Here is a 19,644-nt window from a genome sequence, read left to right as displayed (position 1 = left end):
TTGGCTGTGCAACTGATCGCGCGGATGCGCCAGGTTGGTCTGGTCGCCGACGTACAGGCGCTGTTCGGCGAAACGTCGCTGTCGGGGCTCGCGCAACAGACCGTCTCGAGCCAACAGGCCGGCTCTATCGTGCCGGCAAACCGGATCGACCCGGCCGCCACGGTGATCACACCGGATATGTTGCCGCTGTTGAGCCTGAGCCAGGCGGAAATCGACCGGGTCGTCGCCACGGTCGAAGGCGGTGTTGCCAATGTGCAGGACATCTACCCGTTGGCGCCCTTGCAGGAGGGAGTTCTCTATCATCACCTGCAAGCCAGTGAAGGGGACCCTTACCTTGTGTGGACCACCCTGACGTTCGACAGTCGGGGCTTGCTGATGGCCTTCGTAGCGGCATTGCAGGAAGTGATCGACCGTCACGACAGCCTGCGCACAGGCGTAGTCTGGGAGGGGCTGCGCGCGCCGGTGCAGGTCGTCTGGCGCCGTGCCCGGCTGGAGGTCGGGCAGGTTCACCTGGCCGCCGAGGAAGGTCCTGCCGCGCAACAGCTGCAACGTCGCTTCGATCCACGGCACTATCGCCTGTCGCTGCAACAGGCGCCGTTGATGCAGGCCTGGATGGCGCAGGACGGTCAGAGTGACCGTTGGGTATTGCACTGGCTGCTCCATCACCTGGTGGATGACGCGGCCTCGGTGCGTCTGTTGATGCAGGAGATGAGCTGGATCATGGCGGGGCAACGGCAGCGGCTGCTGCAACCGATGCCGTACCGGAATTATGTGGCCCAGACCCGCCAGGCTGACAGCATCGAGGCCCATGAAGCGTTCTTCCGTGGCCTGCTGGGCGATGTGGACGAGCCGACCCTGCCGTATGGCCTGGCCGACGTGCAGGGTGATGGCTGCCAACCCGACGAGGCGCGCCTGCTGCTGTCGCCCGGGCTGAGCAAGCTCCTGCGCGATAGGGTGCGGGTACTGAAGGCCAGCCCTGCTGGCCTGTTCCACCTGGCCTGGGGGCTGGTGTTGGGTGCCGTCACGGGTGGCCGGGACGTGGTATTCGGTACCGTGTTGCTTGGCCGCATGCAATCGGGTGCTGACGCTGACCGCGCGCTGGGCATGTACATCAACACCTTGCCGCTGCGCCTGGCGCTTGACGATACCGGCGTGACCGCAGCCCTGCAGCGTACCCAGGCGCTACTGGCCGAGCTGGTCAAGCGTGAGCAGGCGCCATTGGTCCTGGCACAGCGTTGCAGTGGCGTGCGGGCGCCGTTGCCGCTGTTCGGTGCCATCCTCAACTACCGTCATGACGCCGAGCCGGCTGCGACCGACGAGGTGGATCCGCTCGCGGGCATCGAAGTACAAGTGGACGAAGGGAGGACGAACTATCCCCTGGCCCTGGGCGTGGATGACCTGGGTGAAGGCTTCGCACTGATGGTACAGGCCGCGTCCCCCATAGATGCCCAGCGCATCTGTGGCTATCTGCAACACACCTTGGAGGGGCTCGTCGAGGCGCTCGAGCGCACGCCACAGATGCCTTTGAACCAGTTTGACAGGTTGCCGCCCGACGAGCGCAAGCTGCTGCTGGAGGACTGGAATCAGACGCGGTTCGAACACCCGACGCAGGATTGCCTGCAGGATGCGTTCGAGGCCCAGGTGCTGCGCACCCCGGACGCGACGGCGCTGGTGTTTGGCGAGCAGCAGCTCAGCTACGCTGAGCTCAACGCACAGGCCAACCGTCTTGCCCGTCACCTGCGTGGGCTTGGCGTTCAGGCGGATACGCGTGTGGCGGTCTGTGTCGAGCCTTCGTTGGCGATGGTGGTGGGGCTGCTGGCCGTTCTCAAGGCCGGTGGTGCGTACCTGCCCATGGACCCCTCGTATCCGTTTGAGCGGCTGGCCTACCTGCTCGGTGACTGTGTGCCGATTGCGGTGCTGGCACACGCCGCGACCCGCGAGATATTGCCGGTGACGTCGTGCCCTGTGGTGGATCTGGACGTCGACGCTCCCCACTGGTGTCGCCTGCCCGACGACAATCCGCGCTTCGCCGGTCTGGGCCCACGGCACCTGGCCTACCTGATCTACACATCAGGCTCGACCGGGCAGCCCAAGGGCGTGATGGTAGAGCACCGCAACGTCGTCAACCAGAGCCGCTGTGTGGCCCGGCATTATGGCCTGGGGCAGGGCGACCGGGTGCTGCAGTTCGTTTCGTTCGCCTTCGACGTGGCGGTCGAGGATATCTTCGCCAGCCTGCTGTGTGGCGCCGCCGTGGTGCTCCGGCATTGGCCGCAGACGGACGTCGAGGCGTTCTTTGCCGGTTGCGCGCAGCAGCGCATCACGGCGGTCAACCTGCCGGCAGCATTCCTGCAGGGCCTGCTGCGTGGCGGGCGCTGGTCGAGCTGGCCGGGCCTGCGGCGGGTCACCATTGGCGGCGAGGCGGTCGATGCCTCGACGCTTGGACAGTGGTTCGCGCAACCCCAGGCCCCGGTGCTGTTCAACGCCTACGGCCCGACCGAGACGACCGTCTGCGCGACCTTGCAGCGGCTGTCTACCGGCGATGACAACCCGCTGGTTATCGGGCGGCCGATCGGCAATACGCACCTCTATGTGCTGGACACGCAGGGCAACCCGGCGCCCCTGGGGGTAACGGGCGAGTTGTGGATCGGTGGTGCGGGCGTGGCGCGTGGCTACCTGAACCGCGAGTCGTTGAGCGCAGAACGCTTCGTGGCGAGTCCGTTCATGACCAGCGACCGGCTCTACCGTACGGGCGACCTGGTTCGCTATCTGCCCGACGGGACGCTTGAGTACCGTGGGCGTGGCGATTTCCAGGTGAAGATCCGCGGGTTCCGCATCGAGCTGGGCGAGGTCGAGACGGTGCTACTGGAGCACGCCTGGATACGTGAGGCGGTGGCACTGGTGTGTGAGCCCGTGCCGGGTGACAAGCGCCTGGTTGCCTATGTGGTGCCGGCACCGGACGCTCCCCGGTCCTTCGTCGACAACCTGCGCCAGTATCTGCAGGCGCGTCTGCCGGCCCATATGGTGCCGGCGGCATTGATCAGCCTGACGGCATTGCCACTGACCTCCAATGGCAAGCTCGACCGCCGCGCACTGCCGGCGCCGGACGACAGTGCCCATCCACAGTGTGATTACCAGGCCCCGCAAGGTGACACTGAAATGCGGCTGGCGCGAATCTGGCAGGAGGTCCTGCAGGTGCCGCGACTGGGTCGTCACGACGACTTCTTCGAGGCAGGGGGGCATTCGCTGCTGATGATTCAAGTGGCGGGACGTGCCGTTTCCGAGGGCCTGGAACTGTCCATCAACGACTTGTTCACGCATCCGAACGTGGCGTCGCTGGCTGCCTGGTTGGACGATCCATGCAGGGCCCGGGGCAGCGAGGTGATCGCTGTGCGCAAAGACGGTACGTTGCCACCCTTGTTCCTGATCCATGAGGTGTCGGGCCTGGATGCCTACTACAGCCGTCTCGCCCGCAACATCGAGGCGCAGGTGCCGGTCTGGGGTCTGTTGGCGGTGCCTGAAGGCGAGCCGCAGCTGACTCGCATCGAGGTCATGGCCCGGCGACTGGTCGGCAATATCCGCGCGATCCAGGCCGAAGGCCCCTATCGCATCGCTGGCTATTCCTTTGGCGGAGTACTGGCCTACGAAGTGGCTCAGCAGTTGTCTGCGACCGGCCAGGGCATCGCCTTTCTCGGCCTGATCGATACGGTTGCGCCTGGTACGCCGGAGCGCCTCGCGCCCCAAACTTCTTTGAGCGATGGCCAGTACCTGGTGAGTCTCTGCCTGATGGAGCTCGAACGCGACAGCGGGACGTTGAACGGCCTCGACCTGGACGCCTGCGAGCAGATACGTCAACGCATGGGCCAACTGATGGTTGAGGGTGCCGAGTGGCCGTTCAACGAAGTGCTCGACGCGTTGCGCGCCATGCCCGTCCATTGGCAACTGCTAGCAGATAATGCGGCAAAACCGCTGCAACGCATCGTGGGACGCGTGCGTGTGCATGTCGAGGCTATCCCGGAGTACATTGCGGGGCCTGCACCGGCCGCTGTCACGCTGTTCGTCGCGAGGGACGCGGGGCATGGTGATCCATGGCTGGGGTGGGGGGCTGCGTGGCGCGATCAGCAGCACCGGCGTATCGAGGTCGCAGGCGACCACTATTCGATTATGAACGAGCACTGCACCGCGTTGGGCCAGGTGATTTCGCAGGCTTTGCGCAACGCTGCGGAGTAAGTGAAAGGAGAGGCATGATGGAAGCTGGAGCAACGATGGCGAACGACGCCGTCGCTGACAACGGTCCGGGCGCAGCGTGGCGGCTGCGTTTCTGGACGGTCTTCGTGGGGCAACGGTGTTCGCTGATCGGGGGCGCACTGGCACAGTTCGTCCTCTCCTGGTGGATTGCCGGCGACTCCGGCAGTACCGGGGCGCTGGCGGCGATGAGCGTTATGGCGATGTTGCCAGCGGCGCTTTTGGGGCCGTTGGGGGGGCTGCTGGCGGACCGCTACAACCGTCGCCTGATCATGATCAGTGCCGGTCTGATGCGCGCCCTTTGCATGGTGGTGCTGATGGCGCTGTTCTTCGCGCAGCTCGCCGAGCTGTGGCACGTCGGCCTGCTGTTGCTGATACGCGGGCTCATGAGTGTGCTCCAGCAGTCGGCCGCCTCGGCTAGCGTGTCGATGCTGGTACCACGGCGTTTTCTTGCCCGCGCGGCAGGTCTGGACCAAGTGATCGCCGGGGTCTCGATGATTGGTGCCGCACCGCTGGGCGCGTTGATGCTGAGCTTCATGCCGCTGGGCTACATACTCGGCGTCGACCTGTTGGTGACCTTGGTCGGTATCATCAGTGTGCTGGTATATAGAGTTCCGCAGGAGCCCGCGCCTTCCACTGTCGGAACTCATCCGTGGGGCCTGCTGCGTGAAGGGTTGCAGGTGATCTGGAGCGACCGGGGGTTGCGCCACCTCCACCTGCTGCTCGCGGCGGTGTCGATCTGCACGGTGCCGGCCTTCACCCTGATGTTGCTGCTGGTGAAGGAGCATTTCGCCGGTAGCGCCATTCAGGTCGCGCAATTCAGTAGCGCGAATAGCCTGGGGATGATTGCCGGAGGCTTACTGGTAGGCGTGTTGTCACCGCGCAAACGTGTCGGATGGGTGCTCGGTGGCTTCGCTGCATCGTGCTTGATGATGGGGTTGACCGCGCTGCTACCCCGCGAGCTGTTCTGGCTCGCGATCGGTTGCTGGTTGCTGTGCGGTGTGGCTTTTGCACTGAGTGATGCGTTGTTCGTGACACTGCTGCAACTGCGCGTGTCGAGTACTTTGCAGGGGCGGGTGCTATCGATCTTCAATACCCTTTTAGGCTTGGCTGGGCCCATCGGTCTGGCATTCGCGACCATTCTTGACGGCGTTATCGGTGTACGTTGGGTGTTCGTAGCGATGGGCTTGACCGGGACTCTTATAGTACTCCTAGGGTTGCATTCCAAGGCGATCAGCTCGCTGGAGTCATAGGCGCACTCGGAGCTGGATGGAGTACCTGCCGATTTCTATCGTATGCCACCGCGCCGTAAAGCTTAGGGTATCGCGTGCCTGCACACCGAACACTCCAGCATGATGGCGAATAGGTGTCCGTTGGGAGGCGAGTAGCTGTCGCTGCAGCAGTGCAAGGTGCGCGCCTGCTGAGCCGGGTCGCCGATTTGATCATCGAGCGTGCCCCTCAGCTGTCGGCTCAGCAAATGCGCGAAAACGGCAAACTGCTCAGTGAATGTACGTTTCAGGCTGCGGCAGCAGCAGGGGCTTTTCGCTACTTTGCGGGCATCTGCGAAACCATGGTCTCGGAAGTCGCGCCCTCACGTGGGCAATACCTGTCGACTGTGGTTTACGAACCCTTTGGTGTCCAGCGCAATCAGTGACGCTAGTTAAAAAAGGTATACTTAATGACACACTAATGGACAACAAGACGGCTAAATTTTTGGGCAGGAATAGCAATGGTCATGGAAGAAGAACCACACTCAACTCTCCGATCCTTCCGAGGATGGCGAGTACGGTATTGCAAAATGGCATGGAATCGCTTGAAAGTTTGATTTCAGATATTGGATCTGGAATTCTTTGTGTCGGCGCATGGGTTGGAGGCTCACAGGGAGAAACGTTCGTGCTACGACCCTGTTATGGACGGCTAATAATCGATGGGCTATTAACGGATGTTATATATAGAAGATTCGATCTGACAGGTGACAAATTTGATACATTAAGGCGTATTGATGGCGTTGGTGATGACTGCAAGATATTTTATCCCGCATTAGGGTGTGACAAGGACGGACAGAACCGACTCCCTATATCAATGGGCGCGCCACATTTACGACTCCGCGATGTATCTCTTAAGAGCTATTAAAATGATTCGAATCAGGATGTCGAAAGATCTTTTGTTTATCATGATTGTTTCTAGCGCGGTAATTCCAGGCATCATGTCCACGGCTATGCTTTCCTTAGCTTTTCCAGATGTAGCAAATTACTTTGGTATCAGCTATCAAACTTTGCAGTGGAGGAATGTTATTTTTTTTGGTGTTTTTTCAATTAGTATTCTTTATTTCGGCTCTACGGTGCGCAGATTCGGAGCTCGCCGATTAATTCTCTGTGCACAAATGATTTTTGTGATTTCAGCGATCGTATCCAGCTACACGTCCAGTTGGATTTTTTTCCTAATAGCGCAAAGTTTACAGGCTATCGCTGATGGAATTATGGTCCCGTCGCAGATGTCGTTGATACGTAACAAGATTGATAAGGAACGCTGGGGATGGGCTTTTGGTTGGTTTCATGGAACGTTTGCTATGGCTCCATTGATCGGGCCTATTTTAGGAGCCTATTTGATAAAAAATTACTCTTGGCAAGCCGTACCAGCGTTGGTCGGCCTACTACAATTCATCATTTTTGTGGCATGCCTAAGACTATTGCCTGAGGATCAGACCATAAATGAGCCGTTTTCACCGCCTCCAGTTAGAAGTGCCTTGACGCTTCTTGGAATTTTATGCCTTGGCCAGCTAACGCTGGGCTTTGCCGAGGAGGGGTCTTTTGGATACGTGAGTGTAGCTTCCGGGGGCCTAATAGGTTGCGTGGTTCTATTCTCTTTAATCGAACGCTTGCTCATCATGAAAAACAAGTTGTCCCTCGTTCCCTGGAGATCTTTCATGGAGGTAAAATTTACACTGGCTTTGTTTCGAATATTCTGTGTTTTTCTAGTATCCAACGCGTTGTCTCTACATTTGCCATCTGCGTTACTCGCTACATCTGATGTATCAATTAAGTCAATAGGAATTATCTTAACCGTTGCGGCGGTTCTTAATATAATATTCGAACCCGTGCTTGGGCGTTTGGCAGACCGTTGGGATAGTTTTTCTCTAAATGCAGGATTAGTCCTTATGCTGATATCTATTTCGGTGTATTTAGCTATGCCGTCGATTAGTACAACGACCATTTTTTTGTCTGCAACCGTCATGGGTGTTTTTGCCGCTGCGCTTTTTGGTCCCGCACAATTGCGTGATGTGTCACTCGCAGTGTGTGAGGCCGACCGAGACCGATTCATGGGGTTTTACATGTTTTGTCAGTTCGTTAGCGGGGCTTTTGCTGCGACCATCTTTGGTTCCGTGTTATTAGATAGTTCGACCGGACAAATATCAAACGCAACTTTTCATCAATATATTATATGGTGTTTGATTTTATTGACCGCCGCACTGTTTTCAGGCTTCGCGTCAACCACCCTAGGTTTAAAGCTCTTCCAAAAAGGTCAACCATCTGACTCGGCAAGCTAACATACTGTCATTAATATCTCTGAATATCTGATAAAAACGATGCACTGTGTACTCCGCAGTACTGTCATATATAGACTTGTTTGTAAGGCAATTACCTTAGTGGTCTTCTCGGTAAATCAGGTGGGTGTCGCAAATAAGACACCCGGATCACGCTCCTCAATAACCCGATAGAGCGCGTTTACATCGACGATGTCCATTGCGGGCTCTACTTTTCTGAACGAATTGGATAAACCAAAGCTAGAAGGGCACCGCTATGGTCGGCATAACTTTATTGGGACGTAAATCCGTACCGTTGTTTGAAGAGCATGGCGAAGTGCTTGCGCATTGCAGAAAAATACACTGTCATTACCTGCACTGGCTAAGGGCTTCAGAACAATTGGCCAGCAGTGGCCTGAGGCCCATTCAGTCAACGTGTGTAAATTGTCTGTGCGCAGAAAATAAGGTGTGGCTAACCCCGCCTCTTTAAGCGCGCAGGCCATTGCGTATTTATCTCGCCGAACACGCGACGTCTCCGTGGAGTTTCCCTCCACGCCGAGTTCGGCGGCTAGCAGATCCGCAAGTTCAATACCCGTTTCGGCGCCGGCCAAAACACAAATTGGCTTGATGCCGTTCAACCATCGATTCATTTCGACTAGGCATTCGGCCAAACCGTTAAATACCACGTTGGCGATAAAGTCGCCGGGCCTGAAATCGTTGATATAAAAATCAATGATGGGCGAGGCACTTTGAACGTGCAGGACCGCTACGCCCTCTGAATGAAACTTAGCGGCCAGTTTCGCGCCAGTGGAATACGCATCGACGATTACTGCAATGTTGTGAGTCATGGTCACATTCCAATCTATTTAGAGAGCCGCCGCAGTGCGTCAGCGTCAAGCGTTGTCCAAGCCACATAATTCGTGAGCCACTAAATCTTCATGAGTCTCACGAGCCCGTATTAACTTGGCATCGATTCCCTCAACTAGGACTTCGGGTGGGCGCCCACGGGAGTTGTATTGACTGGCCATACTCATGCCATACGCACCACATGAAAAAATCGCCAATACACTGCCATTGTCAAACGCCGGTAATGCTCGACCTAATGCAAAGTGATCGCCGGTCTCACAAATAGGCCCAACAATATCGGTCTCCTCCAGGTGAGTGACGTCGGACTGCTGAGCGCTCTGGGTTAACGCAGTCCAATGGCCAGAAAAATTGTCGAAATGGGTTGGCCAAATAACATGGTTGGCACCATACAGGGTGGGCCGCAGCAGTACGTTCATGCCCGCATCGACAATAGCGATCTTTCGATCCCAGCCTTGTTTAATGTATTCGACGGTGGTCAGCAAAATACCGGCATTTGCGCTGATCGAACGACCCGGTTCAATGATGAAGCGGATACCGCGCTGTTTCAGCCCTTGCAGACGCTGACAAATAAGTGCTCCCGTTTCAGTTAATGAGCCAACGGGATTGCTTTCGGTCCCGTACTGCGCTGGAAAACCTCCGCCAATGTTGACAAATTCGATCGCGCAATCAGCCGCCTTAAGTCGGTTGATCATGTCCTCGATCTTATCGATGGCAGACAAATAGGTCTGAGCCGATGGAATCGGCGATCCAAGGTGAATATGGATCCCAACGACATCGACGCTTGAGTAACGCTTCGGCTCGAAGAGTTCATAGGCGCGTTCCATCGGTATGCCAAATTTTGTCTGGCGGCCGCCTGTTGAGGTTTTCTCAGGGGTGCCAGCATCCGCCACATCCGGATTGATACGAATGGCCACTTTTATACGCTTACCGGCCGTCGTGGCGACCTCATCCAGACGCAGCAGCTCGCCTTCAGACTCCACATTAAAAAGGAAAACGCCAGCTTCAACCGCGTAGCGAATTTCTTCACGCGACTTGCCGACCCCGGCAAACACAATCTTGTCCGCAGTCACTCCCGCCATCAGTGCCCGGTAGAGCTCACCGCCACTGACCACATCCAGCCCTGATCCTTGATCGACCAAGAGCTTAAGGATGCTGAGATTACTGCAGCTTTTAACTGAGAAACAAATCAACGGCGAGAGGGCGGAAAAAGCATCTTTCAGCACGGTGTAGTGATTTTTCAGGGTGTGTGCTGAATAGACATACACGGGGCTTCCATGCTGTTCGACTATCTGACGAACATCAAGGTGCTCCACATGTAAATGACCGTCGACAAAATTAAAATGGTCCATCTTGCTTCCTCCAATTGATGAGCTTAACTGCGTGCACTGACATGCTCGCGGGATAAGCAGTCATCCGTTGATTCCAATAATAACCGACCCGTGCTGTACAAATAGTTGACAATCTTTTCAGCGCAAGCAATTGCGGTTTGAGTGTCAGTATTGATGATGAGTTCGGGATGTACCGGTGGTTCATACGGAGAATCAATGCCGGTAAACTCGGCGACCTGTTTCTCCCTGGCCTTTTTATAGAGCCCTTTTGGATCGCGTGCCTCGCACACATCAAAAGAGGCATTGATAAAGATTTCCACGTAATCACTGTCGCCAATCAGCGCTCTTACCAAGGCACGATCATGTCGAAAAGGAGAAATAAACGCGGTCAATACAATTAAGCCCGCGTCAGCAAGCAACTTGCTGACTTCACTCACCCGTCGAATATTTTCACTTCGCCCTTGGTGGGTGAAATCCAGGTCACGGCATAGCCCATGACGTACGTTATCCCCGTCCAACACGTAAGTCAGGTAACCTTTCTGGAATAACAGCGATTCTACAAGACCGGCCACGGTGCTCTTTCCAGCCCCACTCAAGCCCGTAAACCAAAGCACACAAGGTTTTTGTTTCAATCTAGCGCTGCGCATAGATTGTTCCACGGGAAATAATTGCCAGGTCAGGTCACAGGACACATCAGTTATATGCATTTCGTTCGTTACCCTAGGTCGCCAAGGTGCTTGTTTAGTACAGCCTCCCTTTCACGCTTCAAATACTCATAATGCGGCATATTTTCTAAGTAGAATTCATGCAGTACCGGGTGGTTGTCGACGCGCGTGCTGTATTGCTTTTTGATCGGCGCAATGCCTGTGCTGTTTGCTGCATCCAAGTGCCAATGCTGGGTTCGCTCCCACACATCCAAGTGTCCGCTCTGCCACTGGAGAGCAGAGGGCAGGTGCTGCAAGTTAGCATCCCTGCAAAAGTTCGAAATTGCACACTCAGGGCTCAGGATCATGTCGTCCGCATCAACGAACAATGGCGAATGTATCGACTCCGCCTTCACGGCATCATAGAGTTCAGCCAAGTGTTGGTGGCCCACCTCGCTGCAGGTAAGGTCTGGGTTAATATAGTAGTGTGAGTTAATAACCTTTTCCGGATTGCGCAACATGAACACATGTTGCGCTTCGCGCATATAAGACGTTCCCGTCAGTCGATGACGATAGTCAAACTCACAGGTGTCCTTGATGAACACAGCACGTTGCGCGCGCAATGCCTGTACATAATTGAAAAGCTCCGTTGAGTTTTTCAACGTCTGAGTTGAATGATCCGTCTGCGGATGGCTGTATATACCACGCGCCGACAGATCGCACAGAGGCTCATGCAAGATAGTGAAGTCACCACGCGCGGCGATCACACGTACAAGTGCGGTGGAAAGCGAGCGTGGAGGGGCCCACAAAACAATTAGTCTGTGCTGCATAGTTAACCTTTATTTCAACAATATGTGCAGGATGCCAGGACAGTCAGCCCCTCATGGCTTAAACGGATTCAGTAATCCACTTTTGCCCGCCATGAGCGAAACGGAATTGCTGTGCGGTAAAGCGCGACTTGGAGTATTCGCGTACGCGGTCAACCATGTAGTTGCCTTTATAAGCGATCACATCGACGGTGCCATTCGCCTGTTCAGTCAATACGGCTACGTTGGCCAATGCGGCCTGCGTGGCGGGGTCATACAAACGACCTGCATACGATTGACGTGCGATAAAGGGTGACAAAAACCGCAGGACCTCCCATGAGTCCTTGTCGACCGTTGCTTGCAGTAGATGTTTCGCTGCGATGCCGAGCATGTCCAGCCCCGGAGATTCGTATAAGCCACGGCCTTTAGTGCCGTTCATTCGGTTTTCCAATACGTTCTTCAAGACCACCCCATTGCGGCCCGCGATCCTGTTGGCTTCAGCGAGTGCTTGGTAGTAACTCACTGACTGACCATTAATCTCAACGGGAATACCTTGCTTAAAGGTGATACTGCAAGTCTCTGGCACGTCGGGCGCATCCATGACCTTGACGCCCATGATCGGGCTGATCATGTCGGGTGAATTTGAGAGCACCTCAACTTCGCGGTTCTCATGCGACACACCGCCGACGTTGGCATCAACGGAGTGATGGGCTTTCGTACGCATCATGGTTTCGTCGGCGTCGGCAACAAAGTCGCCCATGTCTACGCGGGTTCGAAAACGATCTGACGTGGTTGGGTCTTCCCAGGGAGAAAAGGGCGTGATCTCTGGCGCAAACATTTTCAGATAGTAATTGAAGCGGAATTCATCGTTGCCGCCATGAACGGCGCCATGGGCCAATACACTGCACTGACGGTCGCGCAATGCATTAACCAGGCCTTTAACAGTTACGGCTCTGGCTATGCCAGTCGTGTTCCAGTAGCCACCGTCGTACTGCGCCTGGGCACGTACAGCGTGGAGAAAGCTGAGCGCAATGTCTTCCTTCAAATCAATGACATTAACGGCCTGCATCAATTCGATGTTGTCTGCACAAAACTCGTGTGCTTCATCGCCCGGTTGACCAATGTCGACAATGAACTGTTCGACGTCAACGTGCTCCTCTTTCAAACGCTGCGCGATGAATAAGCTGACCAGGCCACCGGAGGCACAGATGCCAACTTTCTTACCTTTCAAGTCCGAGAATTTCACGCGGTAGTCCTTTAGAGAGTTGTTGTTATTAACAGTTTCGCTTCACGCCTGTTACTGCGACCACGCGGTCGGTTCACGGTCCCATCGGTGCTGTCGTAGTAGCGTCATTAACGCAGGCTCTATCTTGCCCTTGTCAGAACACGCCAAGTTCGCTTCGACATGTGGAATAGAGCGCATGCCAGGAATAGTCGTTGCGACGTTATCGTTGGACAGAATGAACCTCAGCGCGACGTCCGATAGCTGAGTATCGGGGGGAAGAGCCCGTCTCAAAGACTCGACCCGCGCCACCGTCGCTGCCAGGTTTTCTGGCACGAAATAGCTGCTTCTCCAATCACCGGCAGGCCACGTGGAGTCGATCGTTAAATTCCCCGTCAGAGAGCCTTCGTCGAAGGGCACCCTGGCGATGACGGCAATGTCCAGTTCGCGGCATAACGGAAGTAATTCATCGTCAGGCCCTTGATCAAAGACGTTATAAATCACCTGTACCGCGTCGATCATTCCTGTTTTCAGTGTGTCGAGTACGTTGGTGGGGCCCCAGCGATTGACACTGATGCCGATGCCGCGAATCAGGCGTTGCCGTTTGAGGTCATCTACCACGCGCATCCAGGATTCATCATGAGCCCACGCATCTTCCCAGACATGAAATTGCAGTAAATCCAGGGACGCCAAGCCTAGTGACTGCAAACTTTTCTCGACATATTCTTCAATATGGTCGGGCGGGAAAATTTGGTCTAAACGGTCACCCCGGTGAGAGGGCCACTCGCGGTTCTTGGGGGGAACTTTAGTGGCTACATATAAGGTTTTGCCTGGGTGGTTTCGTAATGCTTCCCCAAGCATTTTTTCGCTGTGGCCACGACCATAAATCCACGCGGTATCTTAAAAATTGCAGCCTAGTCGAATCGAATGTTCCAACGCCGCCATGCCGCTGACATCGGATGAGCCGGTCCAACCCCCTTCACCTCCCGCGACCCCCACATTCCATATCCAACTTCAGAAACATTCCATTCCAGTCGTCCAAATCGCCGGTATTTCATCGCCCGCTCGCTATAGGGTTATTTTATTCAGGACGCGATAAGCGCACTCATGTAGCGATCACCCCGATCATTAAAGTCTCGAGTACCTGGAAAGTATGCTCAGCAAAAAAACAAAGTAAAAATATCAATTTAGTGGCTGGCTATTCATTTCTGATATGGTATGGCTTGTTCGATTCATCGCGGGGTTGGCTCATGAATTTCAGTTTTCGCCATGTGGAAGTATTTTGGGCGGTAATGACGACAGGCAGCGCGACGGCTGCCGCTGAACTTCTGCATACCTCGCAGCCCACCATCAGCCGAGAGCTCAGCCGGTTCGAAGCGCTGACTCAGTTGACGTTGTTCAAGCGCGCGGGTGCAAAGTTGATTCCGACTGAGCATGGGCTGATGTTGTTCGATGAAGTTCAACGCAGCTATGTGGGGTTAGCCCGTGTGAAAAATGCCGTCGAGGCCATCAGGCATTTTCGGCAAGGGCAAATTTCGTTGACGTGCATACCGGCTTTCTCGAATGCCTTGTTGCCGCAGGTCTGCCAGGATTTCTGCAGTAAATTTCCTGGCGTCAGCATCAATATCACGCCCCAGGAATCGCCGGCCCTCGAGGAGTCGCTAACTGCTCAGCGTTATCACCTGGGGTTGACTGAAACCCTGGAAACCCCCCCGGGCACCTACATCGAAACACTCTTGAACCTCGACGTGGTGTGTGTTTTACCGTCTTATCACGAATTAAATGCGAAAACAGTCCTCACGCCACAAGACTTCGAGGGGCAAAATTTTGTTTACCTTGCGGCGGATGATCCCTACAGAAGAAAAACGGACGCCATCTTCCACCAGTCAGGCATTGAAAGACGGCTGGTGGTAGAGACACATAACGCGAGCGCCGTGTGTGCGACCGTTAACCTGGGGGTGGGCGTTGCCATTGTGAATCCGATCACCGCCCTCGACTATGTCGGGCGGGGTTTGCAGATTCGTCGCTTTTCACATTCAATTTCTTACTGTGTAAGTGTCGTACGGCCGTTGCACCGACCCGAATCGTCTACCGTGGAACATTTTGTTGATTCCCTTCGGGAAAATTGTCAGCAGATAAGTGCTCGGTTAGAGGGTTTAGACAAAATCAAGTGGTAAGCCGGCGAGCAAGCATGTGAGCCTCGGCCAGCCACACCCACGCCTCAATCACATCGAGTAGCCGATCATGGTGCATGATCAACCGTCTGGCTCGCTCATTCCAGGCATGGGCCCCCCCCGGTGTCAGGATAGTTGTCGCCTCTCCGATTTTTCCTGAAAAACATATCGGGTGCGGGAAGAGGCTGTTCGTGCCGTAATATTCACTTGAACGCAAAGCCGCACTACTCAAGATGATGCTTCCCCCCGACAACCAGGACAACTGACCGCCTTACCGGAACGGCTGTTGCTCGTGACCTAGTTAAGTGAAGCCAGGGTACGAGGCAAGTACTACTTCCTGTACCTGATCGAGGATGTTTACAGCCGCAAGGCCGTGGGCTGGGAGGTTTACGAAGAAGGCTGCGGCACTACTGCAACGTAGCGTGGTCAACGAGCAGTGTTTATACGACCCACTGGTGTCGCACTCGGACAATGGTGCACCGATGAAATCGCAGAAGCTGTTGAGCAAAATGCACGACCAAGGCATCACGCCGTCGCGTGGACGACAAAGGGTCAGCAACGACACCCCTTATCTCATCGGTGTGATGCTTCCTCGGTAGGCTGTCCTGTAGAGGCTTTGGTTCTCCGATTCGAGCCTCTGTAAACTTCATCATTTTGTGACAACCTTTATTTTTTGCAGCCGGCACTTCTTTTGGAGTGCATGGAAATTTGTGACAATCTTTATTTCTATGAACCTTCCCTTTATACCTTCAGAACCCGCAGAACCCGCGGAATCCGCGATACGCTGTGACAATCTTTATTCTTTCTCCACAATTTCTAATCATCACTGATAGCAACGCCGAATGCTCCAACTGGGTTGAACAGGAAGAGGGCGCTGACCTAGCAGAGAGCTACGGTGACTGGTATCCCAGAGAATGCCATTTACCCACCTCTCACGCTTACGTAGTAACCGAGGCAGACGGTGAAAATTTGTACCGTCAAATCCTCTCAGGTGGCGACTGGCACCAACTTGAAGGTAAAGAGTTGCTTCACACTTTTACCGACCAGATTTTGGCCGGTGCCGAACCTCACGCGGTTCTGTTACGGCTGCGCGCTCATGGACATTCGACCGCCGCGTCAAGTTGAGGGAAAAGAATCTCCGGCACCCCGCCACAAGTGCGAAACAGGACGTACAGGGGCGCCATGCGTACCCGAAACCGGTGACTGAAACTCCCCTGTTTTGTAAGGGAGACGGAGTGACCGCTTTTGGCCCAGAGTGTGTAAAAACGCCATAGGGTCATACTTGGTGGTTTTTCACCTGTCGAAAATCAATAAGCCTTGTGTCCCCGCACTCATATCGTCTTGACGTTAGCAGCCGCGCCGATGGAGCCTCTGGAAACAGATACGATGTAGTCGGCCGCTCTTTGGCAGAGGATGGCGTGCGATGAGCGGATTACCAGCGTAAGAGGCATGAGCGAGATTGGGTCAATGTCGAGGCGTTCTCCTGATGTGCCGCGAAGCGACAATGTCAGTTCCGTCCATTGGTGATCATCTGAACCTGTGCAGTCACCGTCAGAGTCAACATCGCATCCTGTTCCCCATAGATGTTCAGCAATGCAATAGAAGGCCGGCAATGGTCCCTCCGGCGTGATTTGAATGGAGTAGTGAGTAGACAAAATTTGTTGGCTTCGCCTATTAGGAGGGGAAAGGGTATCTCGGAGCCTGAGGCGTCAGCAATCAGATTCACTGCAACCCCCAGACCGTCTATATAGAGGACATCCATTGGTGTCCGCTATTGGCCCAGTGTATGTAGAAAAGACTCCGTGATCCCTTGCTATGATTTCTGAGGATTTTATCGCAGGGATAGCCCATGAAGCGCTTTATCCAAGGTGAACATCGAGGGCAAGGCACCTTACTTCCCGAAAGCCTCGACGACTACGTCAGCGATACCAATCCGGTGCGCGTAGTCGACGCTTTTGTCGACGAACTCAACCTGGTTTCCTTGGGTTTTGACGGTGCTATTCCGGCTGACACAGGCCGTCCCGCTTACCACCCCGCAGTCCTGTTGAAGATCTACATCTACGGCTATCTCAACCGCATTCAATCGAGCCGACGCCTGGAGCGAGAAGCCCAACGCAATGTCGAGTTGATGTGGCTGACCGGGCGTTTGACACCTGATTTCAAGACCATCGCCAACTTCCGAAAAATAGCAAGGCGATCCGAGGCGTCTGCCGTCAGTTCGTTGTGCTCTGTCAGGAGTTGGGACTGTTCGGAGAACATCTGGTCGCCATCGATGGCAGCAAATTTAAAGCCGTCAACAAAGAAGGCATGAAGGTCTTCGCTTCGATGAATCCGCTCCAGCGCATGGCCGATCCGGCGGAAATCGGAGCAGCGGCCGCGTTTCTCGCATCGCAGGACAGCAGCTTCATGACCGCCAGTGAGGTCGCCGTCGACGGCGGTCTGGCGCAAATCTGAATCGCTACGCCCGGCCGACCCCTCCATCGATATTCGGAGCCCGTTGGGCGTGCTAAAACCTGAGGAAAATATATGAGCTACGCAATTATCGGCTTTGGCAAACTCGGCCAGGCGCTGGGTAAAGGGCGGCCCTAGTCTGATTGAAGCGAGGTCGATGCCGGCGGTAAGCCGCGCTCCTCTCACTGAGTTTTGAGAAAAATTCAAACTTTTGGCAAATACGCAAGTCAGCTATGAAGAGCATTGATTCCGACGACGCTTGGATATGACCGATGACAAGCCCGTCTTTTGCGCTGAAATACTCCAGTGCTTCTACCGTTTTTTTGCCGTGAGGCACGCCAGTTATCTATTGGCGTGCAGCATAAGAATTTTGCAGGCGATTGTAGGCGTCTGCTGCGAGTTTCTCTCAGGCACAGTTGCTATTGCTGACCGACCTATCCAGTCAATTGTCGCTGTGTGACTCCGAAATACTTCAGGAGATATACGACCATGACCGACTCACCAACAAATCGCGCTGAAAAAATATTTACCTCGCCGTTCAAATTTGGACTCGGCGGCGTGGCTATAGGTAACGAATTCAACAAGGTGACAGACAAGGATGCGCAAGCGACTCTGGAAGCAGCCTGGGCGGTCGGCGTCCGCTACTTCGACGTAGCCCCGTGGTACGGATTAGGTCTTTCAGAGCGACGCTTCGGCCATTTCCTGCATAACAAAAATCGCGAGGACTACATTCTCTCCTCGAAGGTTGGCAAGCTCATGCGGGCGTCGAAGGCAAACCGGCATGAAGATACCTTCCCGCTATCGGACTCCCCCAACGATCCAGTCTATGACTATACCGCTTCAGGCGTGCGGCGATCGGTTGAGGACAGTTTGCAGCGTTTGGGAGTCGACAGCCTTGATGTGGTCTTCGTCCACGATATCTCTCCCGACTTTCCGTACTTCCCGACGCCTTGGGAGGAGCAGTTCGCCATTGCCCAGAAAGGTGCATTTCCTGAGCTAACTCGTATGAGGGAAGAAGGAATCATCAAGGCTTGGGGGATTGGTGTGAACCGCCCTGAACCGATCCTGCGCGCCCTGGAAGTGGCGGACCTGGATGTGTGTCTTTGCGCATCGCAATATTCACTCATCGATCATGCGACTACCGTTAGCGACGTACTGCCCGCCGTGCGTGCAAAGAACGTTTCGCTGATAATGGGATCGGCGCTGAACGCTGGCTTCATCTCTGGCAGCGCACGCTATAACTACGGCAAGGACAACTTCAAAATAGCCCGGGCAGCTACTGAGAAACTTGAGCGACTGCGTGCGATTGCTGCGAGTTACGGCGTCGATCTACGCACCGCAGCTCTCCAGTTCTCCGCTGCAGTCGATGTTGCTGTGGCGATCGTCGTTGGCGCGAGCACTGATCAACAGGTTTTGGCGAATTACAATTCGATGCAAGCCAAGATCCCAGTCGAATTTTGGGATGAATTAAAGGCTCAAGGCTTGGTCGAGCAAGCAGCGTCAACACCCATTCTGGACGCATAAAGGAACTTCGGATCTTATTAGTACATCTTTCTTGAATCAGTTGGCTCCTCCTATTAGGGACTTGGTTGTTAAGCGCGTTGAAGAAGGGGTTCTGGGATACTCGGTGCGGATCCCTGTCACACCTCTGATGCTGGAGAAGCTGGAGAGGAGCGCTTCTATGGATATGTTGGCCTGCTTGATATGGCTGTTGCGTGAATCAGCCGAGAGCAGAAGTGTCGATACCGTTCGGATTGGCCATGCTCTACACAACGTGTTGATCATAATGGCCTTGGAACTGTATTCGCTTAGGATTGCCTTGCCGTTATTGCAGTTGTTAATTCAATACATACTTCCGTTAGGGCTTCCACTTTATCATCGAATGGGTATGAGTTCGTTTGACTATTTGTCTGCATCTGGGCATCTTAATCGAATAGCATATGAATCGCTAAAAGCTCCAAAGCAGTCGCTTGAGTGGGGTGAAAGAGCAAAGATAATGCAGCAGTTGATAAATGGTAAATTTGGTGAGGATGTTCGGTTTGCTATGCTTCCTAAGTTTGAACTAGATGGTGCTGCTGGCGGGATACCTATCAACGTTCTCGAAGTGCACGAAAATGTCAGTCGGTTGAGTAAGTGGGGTTGGACGTGCGTGCTATCATACGAACGGTTGCCAGGTCCAGCTAATATGGGTGGCTGACATGCTGGAGTCGTATAATAGGTATGTGTCACCAATGTTTTTGCGCATGTTATGCACGAGATATTTATTTTCTTGGCATAGTTAGGTGGGTTTGTCAGTCGTGATTGAATTTGGATTCGCATTTTTCGGTTGTTGAAGTGCTTCTGGCACTTACGACCATTGAGCCCCCCTCGGTTATCGATAGATCATT

13 protein-coding genes and 3 pseudogenes are annotated in these 19,644 nt (G+C 54.6%); 9 read left to right on the top strand and 7 right to left on the bottom strand.

The features are described 5' to 3' along the window. Positions 1 to 24 precede the first annotated feature (24 nt). From HB680_RS09500 to HB680_RS09485, 4 genes are all read left to right on the top strand, one after another. Positions 25 to 4,227 carry a non-ribosomal peptide synthetase gene (locus tag HB680_RS09500; protein ID WP_213938235.1) on the top strand — a complete coding sequence of 1,401 codons (4,203 nt, stop codon included), beginning with the start codon at positions 25 to 27 and terminating at the stop codon, positions 4,225 to 4,227. A gap of 35 nt (positions 4,228 to 4,262) precedes the next feature. After that, the gene (locus tag HB680_RS09495) at positions 4,263 to 5,495 is read left to right on the top strand and encodes an MFS transporter (RefSeq protein ID WP_213938234.1); all 1,233 of its coding nucleotides are present in this window, start codon (positions 4,263 to 4,265) and stop codon (positions 5,493 to 5,495) included. A gap of 113 nt (positions 5,496 to 5,608) precedes the next feature. Beyond that, positions 5,609 to 5,896, top strand: a complete 288-nt coding sequence (locus HB680_RS09490; protein WP_346657367.1) for an aldehyde dehydrogenase family protein — start codon at positions 5,609 to 5,611, stop codon at positions 5,894 to 5,896. Positions 5,897 to 6,391: 495 nt separating this feature from the next. Continuing rightward, positions 6,392 to 7,789 (top strand): MFS transporter, encoded by a 1,398-nt coding sequence (locus HB680_RS09485; protein ID WP_213938233.1) that lies wholly within the window; start codon positions 6,392 to 6,394, stop codon positions 7,787 to 7,789. Positions 7,790 to 8,040: 251 nt separating this feature from the next. Here HB680_RS09485 and HB680_RS09480 read toward each other — a convergent pair whose 3' ends face one another. From HB680_RS09480 to HB680_RS09455, 6 genes are read right to left on the bottom strand one after another with little or no spacing between them, the layout of a single operon-like run. Continuing rightward, entirely contained in the window at positions 8,041 to 8,613 is a 573-nt protein-coding gene (locus HB680_RS09480; RefSeq protein ID WP_213938232.1) for a hypothetical protein, read from the bottom strand. A gap of 45 nt (positions 8,614 to 8,658) precedes the next feature. Then, on the bottom strand, positions 8,659 to 9,981 hold the full coding sequence (gene lysA, locus HB680_RS09475) for a diaminopimelate decarboxylase (RefSeq protein ID WP_213938231.1): 1,323 nt from the start codon (positions 9,979 to 9,981) through the stop codon (positions 8,659 to 8,661). 23 nt (positions 9,982 to 10,004) lie between these two features. Beyond that, positions 10,005 to 10,667 carry an adenylyl-sulfate kinase gene (gene cysC, locus HB680_RS09470; protein WP_213938230.1) on the bottom strand — a complete coding sequence of 221 codons (663 nt, stop codon included), beginning with the start codon at positions 10,665 to 10,667 and terminating at the stop codon, positions 10,005 to 10,007. Between the two features lie 8 nt (positions 10,668 to 10,675). Then, positions 10,676 to 11,434 (bottom strand): hypothetical protein, encoded by a 759-nt coding sequence (locus HB680_RS09465; RefSeq protein ID WP_213938229.1) that lies wholly within the window; start codon positions 11,432 to 11,434, stop codon positions 10,676 to 10,678. A 58-nt stretch (positions 11,435 to 11,492) separates the two neighbouring features. Further along, entirely contained in the window at positions 11,493 to 12,656 is a 1,164-nt protein-coding gene (locus HB680_RS09460) for an argininosuccinate synthase domain-containing protein (protein WP_213938228.1), read from the bottom strand. 51 nt (positions 12,657 to 12,707) lie between these two features. Next, the gene (locus tag HB680_RS09455; RefSeq protein ID WP_213938227.1) at positions 12,708 to 13,493 is read right to left on the bottom strand and encodes an aldo/keto reductase; all 786 of its coding nucleotides are present in this window, start codon (positions 13,491 to 13,493) and stop codon (positions 12,708 to 12,710) included. A 389-nt stretch (positions 13,494 to 13,882) separates the two neighbouring features. Between HB680_RS09455 and HB680_RS09450 the strand changes: the two genes are divergently transcribed. Beyond that, positions 13,883 to 14,809, top strand: coding sequence for a LysR family transcriptional regulator (locus HB680_RS09450; protein ID WP_213938226.1), 927 nt, complete (start codon positions 13,883 to 13,885; stop codon positions 14,807 to 14,809). On the opposite strand, the pseudogene HB680_RS09445 reads toward HB680_RS09450, so the two are convergent. Then, positions 14,799 to 14,918, bottom strand: a pseudogene (locus tag HB680_RS09445) (IS5/IS1182 family transposase); the annotation flags it as partial. The gene HB680_RS09450 and the pseudogene HB680_RS09445 overlap by 11 nt on opposite strands. Before the next feature lie 198 nt (positions 14,919 to 15,116). Between HB680_RS09445 and HB680_RS09440 the strand changes: the two are divergent. From HB680_RS09440 to HB680_RS09420, 4 genes and pseudogenes are all read left to right on the top strand, one after another. Further along, a pseudogene (locus HB680_RS09440) lies at positions 15,117 to 15,378 on the top strand (DDE-type integrase/transposase/recombinase); the annotation flags it as partial. Positions 15,379 to 16,655: 1,277 nt separating this feature from the next. After that, positions 16,656 to 17,233 (top strand): annotated as a pseudogene (locus tag HB680_RS09435) (SDR family oxidoreductase); the annotation flags it as partial. Between the two features lie 513 nt (positions 17,234 to 17,746). Next, positions 17,747 to 18,781 (top strand): aldo/keto reductase, encoded by a 1,035-nt coding sequence (locus HB680_RS09425; RefSeq protein WP_213938225.1) that lies wholly within the window; start codon positions 17,747 to 17,749, stop codon positions 18,779 to 18,781. A gap of 157 nt (positions 18,782 to 18,938) precedes the next feature. Next, the gene (locus HB680_RS09420) at positions 18,939 to 19,454 is read left to right on the top strand and encodes a hypothetical protein (protein WP_213938224.1); all 516 of its coding nucleotides are present in this window, start codon (positions 18,939 to 18,941) and stop codon (positions 19,452 to 19,454) included. Positions 19,455 to 19,644 lie beyond the last annotated feature (190 nt).

Source organism: Pseudomonas sp. dw_612 (assembly GCF_018449725.1).
Classification (GTDB): domain Bacteria; phylum Pseudomonadota; class Gammaproteobacteria; order Pseudomonadales; family Pseudomonadaceae; genus Aquipseudomonas.
This window is presented reverse-complemented; position numbering and strand designations above follow the sequence as displayed.